Source organism: Sphingobium sp. B8D3A (assembly GCF_025961995.1).
In the GTDB taxonomy this organism is placed as follows: domain Bacteria; phylum Pseudomonadota; class Alphaproteobacteria; order Sphingomonadales; family Sphingomonadaceae; genus Sphingobium.
On the sequence record NZ_JAOQOS010000001.1, the window covers coordinates 2,969,947 to 2,985,473 of the forward strand.

8 protein-coding genes and 1 pseudogene are annotated in these 15,527 nt (G+C 64.2%); 6 read left to right on the plus strand and 3 right to left on the minus strand.

Going from position 1 to position 15,527, the window contains the following annotated elements; translation table 11 throughout:
* Positions 1–83 precede the first annotated feature (83 nt).
* From M2342_RS13740 to M2342_RS13750, 3 genes are read left to right on the plus strand one after another with little or no spacing between them, the layout of a single operon-like run.
* Entirely contained in the window at positions 84–857 is a 774-nt protein-coding gene (locus M2342_RS13740) for an ImuA family protein (protein WP_264579508.1), read from the plus strand.
* Positions 739–2,313, plus strand: a complete 1,575-nt coding sequence (locus tag M2342_RS13745; protein ID WP_264579509.1) for a Y-family DNA polymerase — start codon at positions 739–741, stop codon at positions 2,311–2,313. The genes M2342_RS13740 and M2342_RS13745 overlap by 119 nt, the downstream gene beginning before the upstream one ends.
* The gene (locus tag M2342_RS13750) at positions 2,310–5,549 is read left to right on the plus strand and encodes an error-prone DNA polymerase (protein ID WP_264579510.1); all 3,240 of its coding nucleotides are present in this window, start codon (positions 2,310–2,312) and stop codon (positions 5,547–5,549) included. Before M2342_RS13745 ends, M2342_RS13750 begins: the two co-directional genes overlap by 4 nt.
* Before the next feature lie 109 nt (positions 5,550–5,658).
* On the opposite strand, the pseudogene M2342_RS13755 reads toward M2342_RS13750, so the two are convergent.
* Positions 5,659–5,877: pseudogene (locus M2342_RS13755) on the minus strand (alpha/beta hydrolase); the annotation flags it as partial.
* A gap of 417 nt (positions 5,878–6,294) precedes the next feature.
* Between M2342_RS13755 and M2342_RS13760 the strand changes: the two are divergent.
* Positions 6,295–7,509 (plus strand): ATP-dependent DNA ligase, encoded by a 1,215-nt coding sequence (locus M2342_RS13760; protein ID WP_264579511.1) that lies wholly within the window; start codon positions 6,295–6,297, stop codon positions 7,507–7,509.
* A gap of 59 nt (positions 7,510–7,568) precedes the next feature.
* On the opposite strand, the gene M2342_RS13765 is transcribed toward M2342_RS13760, so the two are convergent.
* Together M2342_RS13765 and xth are read right to left on the minus strand one after the other, a co-directional pair.
* Positions 7,569–8,063, minus strand: a complete 495-nt coding sequence (locus M2342_RS13765) for a cupin (protein WP_264579512.1) — start codon at positions 8,061–8,063, stop codon at positions 7,569–7,571.
* Positions 8,060–8,869, minus strand: coding sequence for an exodeoxyribonuclease III (gene xth, locus M2342_RS13770; protein ID WP_264579513.1), 810 nt, complete (start codon positions 8,867–8,869; stop codon positions 8,060–8,062). Before xth ends, M2342_RS13765 begins: the two co-directional genes overlap by 4 nt.
* Before the next feature lie 570 nt (positions 8,870–9,439).
* Here xth and M2342_RS13775 point away from each other — a divergent pair.
* Positions 9,440–12,553, plus strand: coding sequence for a TRCF domain-containing protein (locus M2342_RS13775; RefSeq protein WP_264579514.1), 3,114 nt, complete (start codon positions 9,440–9,442; stop codon positions 12,551–12,553).
* A 544-nt stretch (positions 12,554–13,097) separates the two neighbouring features.
* Positions 13,098–15,485 (plus strand): arylsulfatase, encoded by a 2,388-nt coding sequence (locus M2342_RS13780; RefSeq protein ID WP_264579515.1) that lies wholly within the window; start codon positions 13,098–13,100, stop codon positions 15,483–15,485.
* Positions 15,486–15,527 lie beyond the last annotated feature (42 nt).

The following is a 15,527-nucleotide window of genomic DNA, read 5'->3' on the forward strand; positions in this document are numbered from 1 at the left end:
ACTCCAGTGGCTTGGGCCGCGATCGGACAAGCTGTCGGAACGATCCCTTGACCCTGCTCAGAATAGGAACATAATAGGAACATATGAGACTCGCCCCTGCCCTTTTGTGCGATCACGCGATGCCGGATGCCCCCTCCCGAAAGGCGTTCGGCATCGCCGCGATCGATACGCTGCTGGGCGGCGGGCTGGCGCGCGGGCGGGTGCATGAAGTCTATGCGGCAGAGGTGGACGATGTCGCGGCAGCGGCGGGTTTCGTCGTCTCGCTGGCGACGGGTCTGAGCGAGGCCGAGGGCAAGGTGCTGTGGCTCCGCGAGCGACAGGCGAGCCGAAAAGGCGGCGTGGCGCAGGGCCATGGCTGGGCCGAACTGGGCGGCGCCCCCGGCCTGGGGCTGATCGGCACCGTCAGGGACGGCATGGACCTGCTGCGCGCGGCCGTGGATGCCTTGCGCTGCTCTGGCCTGAGCGCAGTCGTGGTGGAAGGCTGGGGGCCGATGCCCGCGCTGGACCTGACCGCCAGCCGCCGCCTGACTCTGGCGGCAGAGAAATCCGGCGTGACATTGCTGGTGCTGCGCCCGGACGCGCCGCCCGTGCCCAGCGCGGCACAGACCCGCTGGCAGGTGGCCGCCGCACCTTCGCTCGCGCTGCCAGGCAATGCGCCCGGACTGCCGACCTTCGATGTGACCTTGCTGCGCCAGCGTTCCGGCCCTTGCGGCCTTTCCTGGCGGCTGGAGTGGGACCGTGACCGACGCTTGTTCCGTGAAGCGGCGCTATCTGGCGCTGTGGTTTCCGCTCCTGCCCACAGAAAGGCTGCGGATTCAGCAGGGGATCGACAGCGCGGGGACCGGCGGGCAGCCTGACGGGCCGCTGGTTCTCGTCGCCAAGATCAAGGGCGCATTGCGGCTGTGCGCCGTCGATGCGCAGGCCCACGCGCTCGGCATCTTGCCGGGCCAGACGCTGGCCGATGCCCGCGCGCTGCAGCCCGACCTCATCGTGGCCGACATGGACGAAGAGGCCGACCGTCACTGGCTGCAGCGGCTGGCCCGGCATTGCATCGCCTGGTCACCGCATGTCACCCTCGCCCCGCCCGATGGGATAACGCTGGATATTGCGGGAAGCGACCATCTGTTCGGCGGCGAGGCAGGCCTGGCCGCGCAGGCCGAGGATGCCTTCGCCGCGATTGGCATGAGCGTGCGCATGGCCACAGCCTCTACCGCGCAGGGCGCGCAGGCGCTGGCCCGTCATGCCCGCCTGCCCGTCACCAGCGAGCGGGAGGCGCTGCGGGCGCTGCCCGTGCTGGCGCTGGGGCTGGACGAAGAGGCGACGCTCGCCTTGCGCCGCGCCGGGCTGAAGACCATCGGCGATCTGGCGTCGCGGGCCGCCGCCAGCATCGCCGCGCGATTCGGGGCGGACGCGGTGACTGCCTTGCGCCGCCTGCTGGGCGAGGAACAGGCGCCGATCGATCCGCTCGCACAGCCCGAGCCACTCCATTTCGAGCGCCGTTTTGCCGAGCCGGTTGCCTTGCAGGCCAGCATCGCCGGCTGTTTTCTCGACCTGCTGCGCGAGGCGGCCCGGACACTCGATGAGCGCGGACTGGGGGGCCGGCGCTTTGTCCTGACATTGTTCCGCAGCGATGGCGCGCGCCATCGGCTGGCGATCGAGACCGGTCTGCCCACGCGCGATCCGGCGCCGGTGTTGCGCCTGTTCGACGAACGCATCGGGACGCTGGCCGATCCGCTCGACCCCGGCTTTGGCTATGACCGCATCACCTTGTTCCTACCCGTCACCGAGCCACTCGGCACCAGCCAGCCGGCTCTGGATGGCAGCGAGCAGGATGCCGGCGCGCTGGCCGATCTGATCGACCGGTTGAGCACCCGCCTGGGGCCGGCCAGCCTGTGTCGCCTTGAGCCGCAGGACAGCCATATTCCCGAACAGGCGCAGCTTGCCTTGCCGGCGATCCACGCCCGTGCGCCCCTTCCATGGCCCACGCCGCCGGTGGGCGAGCCGCCCTTGCGGCCGCTGTTCCTGTTCGATCCGCCGCAGCCGGTGGAGGTGATCGCGCAAGTGCCGGACGGCCCGCCGCACCGCTTCCGCTGGAAACGCAGGCTGCACGAGGTGCGGCTCTATGAAGGCCCCGAGCGGATCGCCTCCGAATGGTGGCGGCGCAAGGGCGGTGAAGCCCCTGGCAAGGCCGGGCTGACGCGGGACTATTACCGGATCGAGGACGTGCGCGGGCGACGCTACTGGATCTTCCGCCATGGGCTTTATGATGAAAAGCCCGATCCGAACTGGTATCTCCACGGGCTGTTCGCATGAGCGACCCGCCCCCTTTCGCAGAGCTGGTCGCGGCCACCAATTACAGCTTCCTGCGCGGCGCTTCGCATCCCGCGCATATGGTGGCGCAGGCGCATCATCTGAGCATGGCCGGGCTGGGCATTGCGGATCGCAACACGGTGGCCGGCGTGGTGCGCGCGCATGTGGCCTGGCGGGAGGTCGGCGGGCCTGCCACCGGTTTCCGCCTCGCCGTCGGCGCGCGGCTGGTCTTTGCGGATGGGACGCCGGATATCGTCGCCTATCCCGCCACCCGCCATGGCTGGGGTCGGCTGACGCGGCTGTTGACGCTGGGCAACCGCCGCGCGGAAAAGGGTGATTGCACGCTCAATCTGCCGGATCTGCTCGATCATGCCGACGACCTGCTGCTGATCGCCACCGGACGCGACCGGAACCTGTTGGAGCGGCTGACGGAGGCGCGTCCCGGCGCGGTGTGGCTGGCGGCGACCATGCAGCGCAGCGGCGCGGATGCGCGGCGGCTGGCGCAAGCCCAGGCGCTGGGTGCGGCTTGCGGCGTACCTCTGCTCGCCACGTGCGATGCGCTCTACGATCATCCCGATGCGCGACCGCTGCACGATATCCTGACCTGCATTCGCGAAGGCACGACCATCGCTGCGGCGGGCCGCCGCCTGCTGGCCAACGCCGAACGCCATCTCAAGCCGCCTGCCGAAATGGCCCGCCTGTTCCGCACCTGTCCGCAAGCCGTGACGGCCAGCACGGACATCCTCTCGCGCATCGCCTTCACGCTCGATGACCTGCGCTATGAATATCCGCACGAACCGGTGCCCGAAGGCTGGCAGCCGCAAGCCTGGCTGGAACATCTGGTGCAGGAGGGTGGCCGCGAATATTTCCCCGATGGCCTGCCCGAAAAATACCAAGCGGTGCTGGACGAGGAATATGCGCTGATCCGCAAGCGGAACTACGCTTATTACTTCCTCACCGTGCACGATATCGTGCGCCACGCCCGCAGCCTCGAGCAGCCGATCCTGTGCCAGGGCCGGGGCAGCGCGGCCAATTCGCTGGTCTGCTATTTCCTCGGCATCACCCCGATTGATCCGGTGCGGGAGAAGCTGCTGTTCTCGCGCTTCCTCTCGGAAGAGCGCCATGAACCGCCCGATATCGACGTGGATTTCGAGCATGAGCGCCGCGAGGAAATCATGCAGTATATCTATGCCCGCTATGGCCGCGAGCGGGCCGGCATTGCCGCCACGGTAATCCATTACCGTCCGCGCAGCGCGATCCGCGAAGTGGGCAAGGCGCTGGGCCTGACCGAGGACGTGACCGCGCGGATCGCCTCGACCATCTGGGGCTCGCCCGGCGGTAGTCGGGTACCCTCCCCGCGGATCGAGGAGGCAGGATTTGATCCTGACAATCCCGAAGTCGGCCGGCTGCGCACGCTGGTTGAGCGCCTGCTCGAATATCCCCGCCATCTCTCTCAGCATGTCGGCGGATTCGTGCTGACCGAGAGCCGGCTCGACGAACTGGTGCCCATTCACAATGGCGCCATGCCCGATCGCACCTTCATCGAATGGGACAAGGACGATATCGACGCGCTGGGCCTGATGAAGGTGGATGTGCTGGCACTCGGGATGCTGACCTGCATCCGCAAGAGCTTCGACCTGCTGCGCACGCACGGTCTGGCGGACCTGAAGCTGGCCACGGTGCCGCGCGAGGACAAGGCGACCTACGCCATGCTCCAGCGCGGCGACAGCATCGGCACCTTTCAGGTCGAAAGTCGCGCGCAGATCGCCATGCTGCCAAGGATGAGGCCGAAGGAGCTGTACGATCTGGTCATTCAGGTGGCGATCGTCCGTCCCGGGCCGATCCAGGGCGGCATGGTCCATCCCTATTTGCGTCGTCGCAACAAGGAGGAGGCCGTGGTCTTCCCCAGCCCTGCCCCGCCGAACGATCCCAACGAGCTGCGCGAGGTATTGGGCAAGACATTGGGCGTGCCGCTGTTCCAGGAACAGGCCATGAAGCTGGCCATCGTCGCGGCCAAGTTCACGCCGCCGCAGGCCGATGGGTTGCGGCGCGCCATGGCCACCTTCCGCCATCACGGAACGGTGCATAATTACCAGAGCCTGCTGGTCGAAGGCATGGTGGCGCGCGGCTATGAGCGGGACTTTGCCGAACGCTGCTATCAACAGATCGAGGGTTTTGGCGAATATGGCTTTCCCGAAAGCCATGCCCAGGCCTTTGGATGGCTCGCTTATGTCTCATCATGGCTGAAATGCCGCCACCCGGCTGCGTTCACCTGCGCCCTGCTCAACAGCCAGCCGATGGGCTTTTATGCGCCCGCGCAGCTGGTGCGCGATGCGCAGGAGCATGGCGTGGAGGTCCGTGCGGTCGACGTGAATGCCAGCGAATGGGATAGCACGCTGGAAGGACCGGCCGGCGCTGCGCTGGCGTTGCGGCTGGGATTTTCACGCATCGACGGCTTCCGGCAGGGATGGGCCGACACGATCGCACAGGCCCGGCAGGCCGGCGCGTTCGTTTCTATCGAAGATCTCGCCCGGCGGGCCAGTCTGCCTCCCCAGGCCTTGCGCAAGCTGGCCGATGCCGATGCTTTTGGCACGCTGGCGGAGTCGCGCCGCGATGCCTTGTGGGAGGTGCGCCGCACGCCGCCAACCCAGCTGCCGCTGTTCGCCTTTGCCGATGCGCCGGAACTGGGCCGCGAAGCCGATCCGCGCCTGCCCGCCATGCCGCTCTCCGAGGAAGTGGTGGCCGATTACCAGACCGCGCGGCTCTCGCTGAAGGGGCATCCGATGCAGTTTCTGCGCGCTGCGCTCACCCGCGAAGGCGTGCGATCCTGCGCGGCCGCCAATGCGCTGCCCGATGGCCGCAGGGCGCGCGTCGCCGGCGTGGTCCTGACCCGGCAGCGGCCCGGCAAGGGCAATGCCGTGTTCATCACGATCGAGGACGAAACGGGGATCGTCAACGCGCTGCTCTGGGCACGCGATCTCGACAAGCAGCGCCGCGCCGTGATGGCCGCGCGCCTGATGCTGATCGAGGGTGAAATCCAGAAGAGCAAGGAAGGCGTGGTCCACCTGATGGTCCGGCGGGTGATCGATCGCACAGCAATGCTCGATGACCTCGCCGATCATCCCCCCATGGCCCCGCAAACCGCGCGCGGCGACGAAATCCGCAACCCGCAGCGCCCCCGCCTCAATGACCATCCCCGCAATGTCAGGATTCTGCCGAAATCACGCGACTTCCACTGAGGCCCGTCTAGGGCATGTGTGTGGAATATCTCGCTTGTCCACAATATCCGCTAAGCTCAGCGTTCTGGCCACGCGTTATCACAGGCGTCGCTTACGCGACCGTGCCCGTTCAACTCGTGTGGCCACCCAGCGTCTGGGCGAACCAGTCAGCAATATAATCGCGCCCGTAAGACATATTGTCAGCGCCGACATGCTCCACCCCGCCCTCGCGCTCGGTGAACATCTTGAGTTCGCGCCGGGGGCTGTTGACCAGTTGCGCGTAGCAGTCGTGGGCATATTGAACGCTGATCTGCCGATCATGTGCGCCGTGGGTGACCAGGAAGGGCACGCCATCGTCATATGCAACCGCCGCCAGTTCGGCATCGATGTTTGCGAAGTGCTGCATTTTGAGGAAGCATAGGTCGTGAAAGACATGGCAATGATTCGCCCTGATCTTTGGGATTACGCTGACGCGACAAGCCTGCAGTCTTTCCGGACAGCCTGCACCCACGTGTTTTTAGGAGCACGCGATAGTATCCTCATGTGCAGCCGGAACTAATCACCCTGTCCGCTCCTGACCAACTTACGCCATTCAGAGTTGGATGCCCGTATGGCCGCTTAGGTCTGAATCAATGACAGCTTTCAGCAACCGCCCATCGACATTTGAACAACGCTATCACGACCAATGCCCCCTGCCCCACCCTCCGCTAAGGCCGTGGACATAGCCAAGAGAGCGCTCGGTGGCGGGGTCCCGTGCGATGGAACGATGGAGCGGCCCATCTCAATCGGCACATGGCTCGTAACACCGCATATGCTGAAAGGTACGCCGGTCTGCCGACTGAATGGACTGCCAGCCCGGGCAACCGCTCTCCCCGCCAGGGGTTATCCTGGCATGGCTCGCTCGAAATCAACCCATACTGACGACAGCAAGGCTCCGCTTGCGCCCATGGAAGCGGTTTTGGTCGAGGAACTGCCCGAGTCACCCGGCTGGCAGTATGAACCCAAATGGGATGGCTTTCGCGCGATCGCTGCGCGCGAGGGCGACAATATCGAGATATGGTCCAAATCGGGCAAGCCGCTCGGCCGCTACTTTCCGGAAATGATTGCACATATTCGCAACCTTCCTGAGAAGCACCTGCTCCTTGACGGCGAACTGGTGATCCCGATTGGCGATCATCTCTCCTTCGATGCGCTTCAGGCCCGCCTCCATCCCGCTGCCTCGCGCATCGCCAAGCTCTCGAGGGAGACACCCGCGCAGCTTATCCTGTTCGACGCGCTGGCAATCGGCAGCAGCAACCTTCGCGACAAGCCGCTGGCGGAACGACGGGGCGCGCTTGAGGCGCTATACAGCTCGATAGCCAATTCATCACTGATCCTGTCGCCGGCCTCAGAATCGCTGGAGCAAGCAAAAACCTGGCTAGCCGAAACGGGCGGCGCCCTTGATGGCGTGATCGCCAAGTCGCTCGACGAGCCCTATCGACCAGGGGAACGCGCGATGCGGAAGGTGAAGCAATTGCGCACGGCCGATTGCGTGGTTGGCGGATATCGCAAGACTGCCAAGGGCGATGTCGCCTCACTGCTCCTTGGGCTCTATACTCAGACTGGTCATCTCGATCTTGTCGGATTCAGCTCGGGTTTCCCCGCCACCGAGCGCAAGGCCCTGATCAAAACACTCAAGCCGCATGAAGGCGGGCCGGGGTTTACCGGAAAGGCGCCCGGCGGACCCAGCCGCTGGAATCCCGACAAGAGCGGTGATTATATTGCGCTCGATCATGGGCTGATCGCCGAGGTCATCTATGACCAGATCACCGCAGGGCGGTTCCGCCACGGCACCCGCTTCCACCGATGGCGCCCTGACAAAGCGCCCGCGCAATGCACGTTCGATCAGTTGGTGCGAGAGTTGAAGCCTGCCGAACTCATTCAACTCGTCGAAAAGAGCGAGGAAATCGGGACGAAACTTCCGCCCGAAGACCTGACCTAAGCGAAGGGGACGACGCGGATCGACGCACTGAAAGCAGAGCTGTCTCGCGACTGACCTTCTTATGCCCCGATCCGCGCGCCCGTTTCGCCAGTCACGGGATCGCGACGGGGTTCAGGCACAGCGGCCATTCGGGCCTCGGCGGCATCGTCGGGCCCTTCCCGGCAGATGTCCCAGCTCAACCCTTTCGGGTACGCGCCAACAACCTGAAAATCTTCGCTGGACGCGACGCAGCGGTGGCCGGTGCCGACGGGCAACATCACCGCATCGCCCGCCACGACTTCGACCTGCCGGCCATCGGGTCCGCCGAGTTCGAGCATCGCCCTTCCGGCAAACACGCCGAGCGCTTCATGCGTGGTCGAATGATAATGATGATAGTCGAACACACCGTCACGCCAGTCGGGCGGCCAGCCGTTCTCCGCGAACAGCGCTTCAAACCGTTCGGCCAAATCCGAGTTACCGCCCTGCAATACACGGCGATAGACAATCACGGGCAACCGATCGTTGTTCGGCACCCAGCCGTTTTTGCCCAGGAGGAAGCTTTCAGTCTCCATCATGACATAGCTTTCGGGGTTCTTTTGCGTTTGGGCTTATCGGCAAGTTCGATCCAAACTGGCGCATGGTCGCTCGTTTTTTCCCAGCTACGCACATGGGCGTCAACGTGAGCATCGACCAGTCGGCTGGCGAGGGCCGGGCTGAGCAGCAGATGGTCTATTCTAAGGCCTGCATTTCGGCCGTAGGCGTTCCGGAAATAATCCCAGAAGGTGTAGATGACTTCGCCGGGATGAAGCGTGCGAAGCGCATCTGTCCAACCTTGGTCCAGCAACCGGAAATAGGCCGCCTTCACCTCAGGCGCGAACAGGGCGTCGTCGAGCCAGCGCTCGGGCTTATAGACGTCCAGATCGGTGGGCATGACATTGAAGTCACCAGCAAGCATTACTGGCAGCCCGGTTTCGAGCAACCCGGCAGCGTGATCGATCAGCCGCTCGAACCAGCGCAGCTTATAGTCGAATTTGGGGCCAGGTCGGGGATTGCCATTCGGGAGATAAAGCCCGCCAATCAGGATACCGTTGACCGCCGCCTCGAGGTACCGGCTTTGGCTCGGGTCCGGGTCGTCGGGAAGCCCTCGCCGGGTCTCGTGAATTTCTCCGACGCGGCTCAGCATCGCGACGCCGTTCCAGGATTTCTGGCCGTGCCAGATGACATCATAACCAAGATCGCGGATGGCGCCTTCGGGAAAGCGCTCCTGCGGCGCCTTCAACTCCTGGAGCACGACGACATCGGGTTCAGCTTCTTCCAGCCAACGGAGGAGGACAGGCAGCCGGCCGTTGACGCCGTTCACATTGTAGGTCGCGATCTTCACCGCCGAGCACCCGCATGTCCGGCAGCATCCCGTCGGCGGCCGCCCAAGCCTATGAAGACCTCTGGACCGACGCGCTTCATCTGCGCCACATCATGAATCCCGCCAATGGCATATCCACGAAATCCTTTGGCATGAGAGTCGTTCCAGCTTGGTCTAAGGAAGGTTCCAGCGGCCCAACGCACGTCGCTCACCCGCGGAAATGCTCGTTGAGCCGAGTGCAACCGTCGCTAAGGACGCGTTTACTTGCAGGACACAAACCTGCCGGTCGATGGATCAGGGGGCAGTCTCAACATTGATAAGCTAGGGACCGATGCAGCGAAGGCGACGCATCGTGACCAACGTCGGAAGTTCCGACCAGGACAATCAACATAAATCAGACTGAATTTGCCTGCGATCCTGCGACCAGGGGCGAACGTGCGCGTTTCAGACTTCCTATCGTCCAGTGCAGGAGCAGACCCTGGAAGACTTTGCAGGCCGGATTGCGGCCGCGGCCACTATGATCGCCGCTACGATGGCCGCTGCCAATATCGGGCCGCGAACTGCGGTCGATCTTGCAGCAGAGAACGCGACATGAGCGTCGGGCACGGAGTGGGTGTACGGGCCCTGACACTATGGAAAGCGCTGCAAGCCGAGGACGTTCTCTATCTCGCCGATGATGAACAGGAAGCGGAGGCGCTGGCCGCCGCCCTCGGCAAGCTAGCGCCCGAGAACGTTGTCATCTTCTTACCATCAAGTGACACACTGCCCGGCGACAGTGCTCCTGCTTCACCTGCGAACATTGGGCAGCGTGTTGCCGCGCTGCGCATGCTCAGGCGCTCCATGCAGGCGGGCGGCGTCAAGCCCATCGCTGTGGTAATGAGCGGCGAAGCGGCGGCAAGGCTTTATCCGGATCCAGCAGCCTTTGACGCTGCGCCGCCTACGCTGAGGGAGGGCGACAAGATCGATCCTGCGGGGTTTGCGCAGGACATGTACGCGATTGGCTATGTCAGTGACGACCGCGTAGACGAACCGGGCGAGATCGCGGTGCGGGGTGAAGTCATTGATATCTATCCGGCGGATGCCGGTGCGCCCGCTCGCATTGAGATTTCTGATGGGCAGATCGCCAGCATCCGGCATTACGACCCGGCGACCCAGCTTAGCACTGGAGATTGCGAAGCGCTGGAGATCGGCCGCGCGCTGGAGCCAACGGATGGTCGGCGTTGCAGCATTCTCGCTCATCTTCGGCCGGGGCGCCTGTTTCAAAGTGGAAAAGCCGACCAGCGCCGTCGTCGATTTGCTCGACTGGCAGCTGAGACAGGGGCCGAACAGCCGGCCGACGCCGTGGCGGAAGGTGAGTGGAGGGCGGGCGAAGAAAGCTGGAAGACAAGTGAGATTACCGATGCTCAAATCGAAGCCCTCCCCCGTTTCGCTGAGCAACGCGCACCACTCAACGCGATGGTCCGGTTTGTGAAGCCGCGGCTTGATTCCGGCGACCGATTACTGCTCGTTGGAAGCGAGCGGGATGTCCGATTCCTGCGGTCTCGCATCGCGCGCAAATTGGGTCTCGAATTACATGACGTGGCCGATCTCGGTTCCGTTCTCGCGTCTCCGAAGTCGAGTGGTGGCTCTCTAATTGCGCCGATCGACGCGGGCGCGGTCGGAGACCGATTGATCATGCTGGCGGCCGCCGATCTCTTGGGCAGCCGGGCGTTGCTGAACGAGGCCCCGGAGACGGCATCGTCAGAAATTGCGCGCGCAGGCGGCGATATTCGCGTGGGCGATGTGGTCGTCCATGAAGACCATGGCGTCGCGCGAGTGCTCGGGCTCAATGCCGCGCCAGCCGAAGGCGGATCGGAAGCGATCATTTTGGAATATGCCGGCGGTACCCGCCGACTGGTGCCTGCCGGAGAGGCGGGGCGTATCTGGCGCTATGGCGCCGATGCGGACGCAGTAAAGCTCGACAAGCTTGACGGCACGAGCTGGACGAAGCGGCGTAGCGAGATAGACGAGGCGACGGCGGCCAACGCAAAGGCGCTTTTGAAGCTGGCGCAACAGCGCATGAATACAAAAGCCCCTTTACTGGAGCCGGAGGCGGCCGCCTATGAGCGCTTCGTTGCGACCTTCGCGTTCAATGAGACGGCTGATCAGGCACGGGCCATCGCAGCCGTGCGCGATGACCTTGCCAGCGGTCGTCCAATGGACCGACTGATCATTGGCGATGTAGGCTATGGAAAGACCGAAGTTGCCCTCCGGGCTGCGGCATTGGCTGCCCTTGCCGGGCATCAAGTCGTGGTGGCAGCGCCGACTACTGTGCTTGTGCGCCAGCACCTCGAAACGTTCGAACGCCGCTTCGCAGGGCTGGGAGTCAAAGTCGCTAGCCTATCCCGCCTTTCGAGTGCGGCAGAGAAAAAGGTCGTCAAGGCTGGCTTGGCGGACGGATCGATCGACATCGTCATCGGAACGAGCGCGGTAATGGCGAAGGACGTGCGCTATGCGAAGCTGGGTCTCGTTGTCATAGATGAGGAGCAGCGTTTTGGTGCAGCTGACAAGGCGAAGCTGCGCGGCCGGGCCGACGTCCATTTGCTCGCGATGAGCGCAACCCCGATCCCGCGAACCCTCCACCGGGCGATGATCGGACTTCAGCAGATTTCCGTCATCGCAACGCCGCCAGCGCGCCGCCAGCCGATCCGCACCAGCCTTGCCGAGCCGAACGACGCGCAGATCAGAACGGCCTTGCTACGCGAGCGCTCGCGGGGCGGGCAAAACTTCGTCGTCGTGCCACGGATCGAGGATCTCGCGCCCCTCTCAGAGCGATTGCGGCGCATCACGCCCGATCTTGTGCTGATTGAGGCGCATGGCAAGCTGCCGGCGGCGGAGATTGACGCGGCTATGGTCCGTTTCGCCAATGGCGAGGGCGATGTGCTCCTCGCAACGAATATTATCGAGGCGGGTCTGGACGTGCCGCGCGCCAATACCATGCTCGTTTGGCACGCCGACCGTTTCGGCCTCGCCCAGCTTCATCAACTGCGCGGACGGGTCGGCCGGGGCAATAGGCGGGGACAGGTCATGCTGTTCACCGAGGGTGGGACGATTGCCGAGCAGACGATGAAGCGCCTGCGAACGCTTACTACTTACGACCGACTTGGCGCGGGATTCGAGATAAGTGCAGCAGACCTTGATCAGCGCGGCGCCGGCGATCTGTTAAGCGATGCTCAGGCGGGGCATATGAAGCTCATGGGCGTCGACCTTTACCAGCATTTATTCGAGGCGGCGTTGAGGGCCGCACGCGGCGAGGATGACGGGCTTTGGCTCGCGGAGGTGAATGTTGGAACGGCCGGCGCGTTGCCCGAGGACTGGATTCCCGACGTCGACATTCGTCTGGGTCTCTATGTGCGGATCGCCAGGGCGAGCGACGAAGGAGAACTCGAAGCCTTACAAGAAGAGCTGATCGATCGGTTCGGCTCGCTCCCGGATGCTGCTGAGCGACTTCTTGCGGTCGCGCGGATCAGGCTGCTCGCTCGATTGGCCCAGATAGAGAGGGTCGACGCAGGACCTGCAGCAATCGCGCTGACTCCGCGCGGACGGCGCAGGAAGGTCCCGACCGGGCTGGTCCATAAAGACGGACGCTGGCTGCTCAAGGAGCGGATCGCTGAGGAAGAGCAACTGGAGCGGCTGGCAGGCGTGCTGCACGCCATCGCGCGATAATCGCATTGGTTGTGTCGTTGCGTTTCTTACACCCTCTGCGACGCGCTTTATAAGACCAGAGGGACGCTTGCCAACTTTTCATCTTTTGGGCTCCCTTGACTAATCCTGGCGCGGCGAGCGGGCTCCCCCGGGGCCACTACCGCCTCGCCAGCTGAGCCAGCCAGACCGGCCCGGAACTTATGCCAATCGACCTGAGCGAATGGCGGCTTTCGGAACACGAGCAACGTAGACCGCACGACCGCAACCAAGGCGAAGCCACATGCTGCTTTCTAACGACAGGCTTGCTGATGACGAGTAGTGAACGATCACCTACGTCCTGACCCTATGTGACCGCAATCAAGCTCGCCTCATTGTCAATTCAGGCTATGTCACGGCTGCCCCAGCTCGAAGTAGGTGCGGTGACTTAAGGAAAGCCAGAAGATCAACTCCCATGGAGCACAGTGCGGAAAGAACCTGCTGGACGTCGATGCCATAGCCGTGCTGATGACGGGCCTGTGATTATATGTGAGGCGGAACGGCGCCAGCGAACTGAGGGATGCACGACATGATGATGAGCCGGCTGGTATCAACGTCCTGCCTCACCTTCATCTGCGCAAGCAGCGCGGCGCTGGTGCATGCGCAACCTGCAGGGGCTGGACAAGCAGAAGTGCGATCCGCACCGGCCCAAGCGGCTGGCGCGATCCTGCCAACGCCGGAACAGCGCTTTGAAGGCAAGATCGGCCGTACGCTCGCGCAATCCGATCCGCCGAAATATGCGCCCTTGCCCAAGCCGCCGGCAGGGGCGCCGAACGTTCTGGTCATCATCACCGACGATGTGGGGTTCGGCGCCACCACACCGTTCGGCGGCCCGGTGCCGACACCGACCTTCGAGGCGCTCGCCCATGATGGGCTGCGCTACAACCGCTTCCACACGACCGCGCTTTGCGCACCGACCCGCGCCTCGCTGCTGACCGGCCGCAATCCGCATCGCGTCGGCTTTGGCGCCATTACCGAAATGGGCACGGGCTATCCCGGTTACACGACGATCCTGCCCAAGAGCGCAGCGACGGTCGGCGAGGTGCTGCGCCAGCATGGCTACGGCACGGCGTGGTTCGGCAAGAACCACAATACCCCGGAATGGGAACAGAGTGCCGCCGGTCCGTTCGACCGCTGGCCCAACGGGCTGGGCTTCGATTATTTCTATGGCTTCATGGGCGGCGCGACCAGCCTGTGGAACCCCTCCTTGTTCGAGAACCAGCTTCCGCTCGCCCGCGGAAATTTCCCGCCGGGCTATCATCTTGAGCGCGACATGGCCGATCACGCGATCGAATGGATCCGCATGCAGGGGATTTCGGCACCGGGTCGGCCCTTCTTCATGCTCTATGCACCGGGCACCTCGCACAGCCCCCATCATGCCCCGGCCGACTGGATCGCGCGGTTCAAGGGCCAGTTCGATCAGGGCTGGGACAAGATGCGCGAGCAAATTCTGGCGCGGCAGATCGCGGCCGGCGTCGTCCCGGCCGGGACCAAGCTGACGCCGCGCCCCGCCTCCATTCCCGCCTGGGACACGCTCGGCCCGGACGAGCGGCGGCTCTACGCCCGGATGATGGAGACCTACGCGGGCGCCCTCTCTTATGCGGATCACCAGATCGGCCGGGTCATCGAGACGCTGCGGGCGTCCGGCCAGCTTGAAAACACGCTCGTCATCTACATTCAGGGCGACAATGGCGGGAGCGGCGAAGGCGGCCTGAACGGATCGACCAACGACATCGCCGCGATCAACGGGATGCGCCCTGATCTCACGACAATGCTGGGCCAGATCGACAAGCTGGGCGGCCCGGAACTCTATAATAATTACCCCGTCGGCTGGGCCTGGGCGATGAACGCGCCGTTCCAGTGGACCAAGCAGGTTGCCTCCCATCTCGGTGGCACGCGCAATGGCCTGGTGGTGTCCTGGCCTGCGCGGATCAAGGCGCATGGCGAAGTGCGCACGCAGTTCCACCATGTCGCGGACATCGTCCCGACCATCTATGAGGCGGTGGGCATCACGCCGCCCGAGCAGGTGGATGGTGTGACGCAGATGCCGCTCGATGGCATCAGCATGGCCTATAGTTTCGGGCAGGCCGATGCGCCAGGCCGCCGCCACGAGCAGATTTTCGAACTGCAAGGCAATGCCGGCCTGTACCGCGACGGCTGGTTCCTCAGCAGCACCCCGACCCGCGCACCGTGGGATTTCGCCGGGCCCGGCGGCCTGCCCACCGACAATGGCTGGGAGCTCTATAATCTCTCCGAGGACTTCTCCCAGTCGCGCAATCTGGCGGCGCAGGAGCCGGAGCGGCTGAAATCGATGATCGACCAGTTCTGGGCGGACGCCAAGAGCGGGGACATTCTGCCGCTCGACAACCGCTCCTTCGCGCGCTGGTCGAGCCGCAATCGCCCCACGCTGCTGGCCGGGGAGACACGCTTCACCTACCAGCCCACGTCACGGCCGATCACCGGCCCCGGCTTCCCTGATCTGGCCGGCCGCTCGTGGCGGGCAGAGGCGGATATCGCCCTTGCGAAAGGCATACGCGCCGAGGGCACGCTGGTCATGAACGGCAGCCGTTATGGCGGCTGGAGCCTCTACATGACAGGCGGGCGACCGACCTTCCTCTACAAGGCCTCGGATTCACCCGGCGACATTCTGCGCCTGCAGGGCCCTGCCCTTCCCGCCGGCAAACACCGCATCTCGGTTGCGGTGACCGACAATGGGCAGGGCAAGCCCGGCGATGCGGTGCTGCACGTGGATGGCGTCGCTGTAGGCCAAGGTCAGATCAAGCGGACCATTCCCGCCATCATTCGCGGCGGCGGCGCCATCGGGCGCAGCTTCGACACGCTGGACGGCAGCTTCACGGCCCCCTTCGCCTTTAACGGGCAATTGGACAACGTGACAATCGAGGTAGCGCAGGAATAGTTCGGATATTTGCAGAACGCTTCGGGTGTCGCGCGTCGCTCG

Excerpts from the sequence above, each read along its gene's own strand:
- M2342_RS13750 (WP_264579510.1), top strand. The coding sequence starts at position 2,310 with ATGAGCGACCCGCCCCCTTTCGCAGAGCTGGTCGCGGCCACCAATTAC.
- M2342_RS13740 (WP_264579508.1), top strand. The coding sequence starts at position 84 with ATGAGACTCGCCCCTGCCCTTTTGTGCGATCACGCGATGCCGGATGCC.
- M2342_RS13765 (WP_264579512.1), bottom strand. The coding sequence starts at position 8,063 with ATGATGGAGACTGAAAGCTTCCTCCTGGGCAAAAACGGCTGGGTGCCG.
- M2342_RS13775 (WP_264579514.1), top strand. The coding sequence starts at position 9,440 with ATGAGCGTCGGGCACGGAGTGGGTGTACGGGCCCTGACACTATGGAAA.
- M2342_RS13780 (WP_264579515.1), top strand. The coding sequence starts at position 13,098 with ATGATGATGAGCCGGCTGGTATCAACGTCCTGCCTCACCTTCATCTGC.
- M2342_RS13760 (WP_264579511.1), top strand. The coding sequence starts at position 6,295 with ATGGAGCGGCCCATCTCAATCGGCACATGGCTCGTAACACCGCATATG.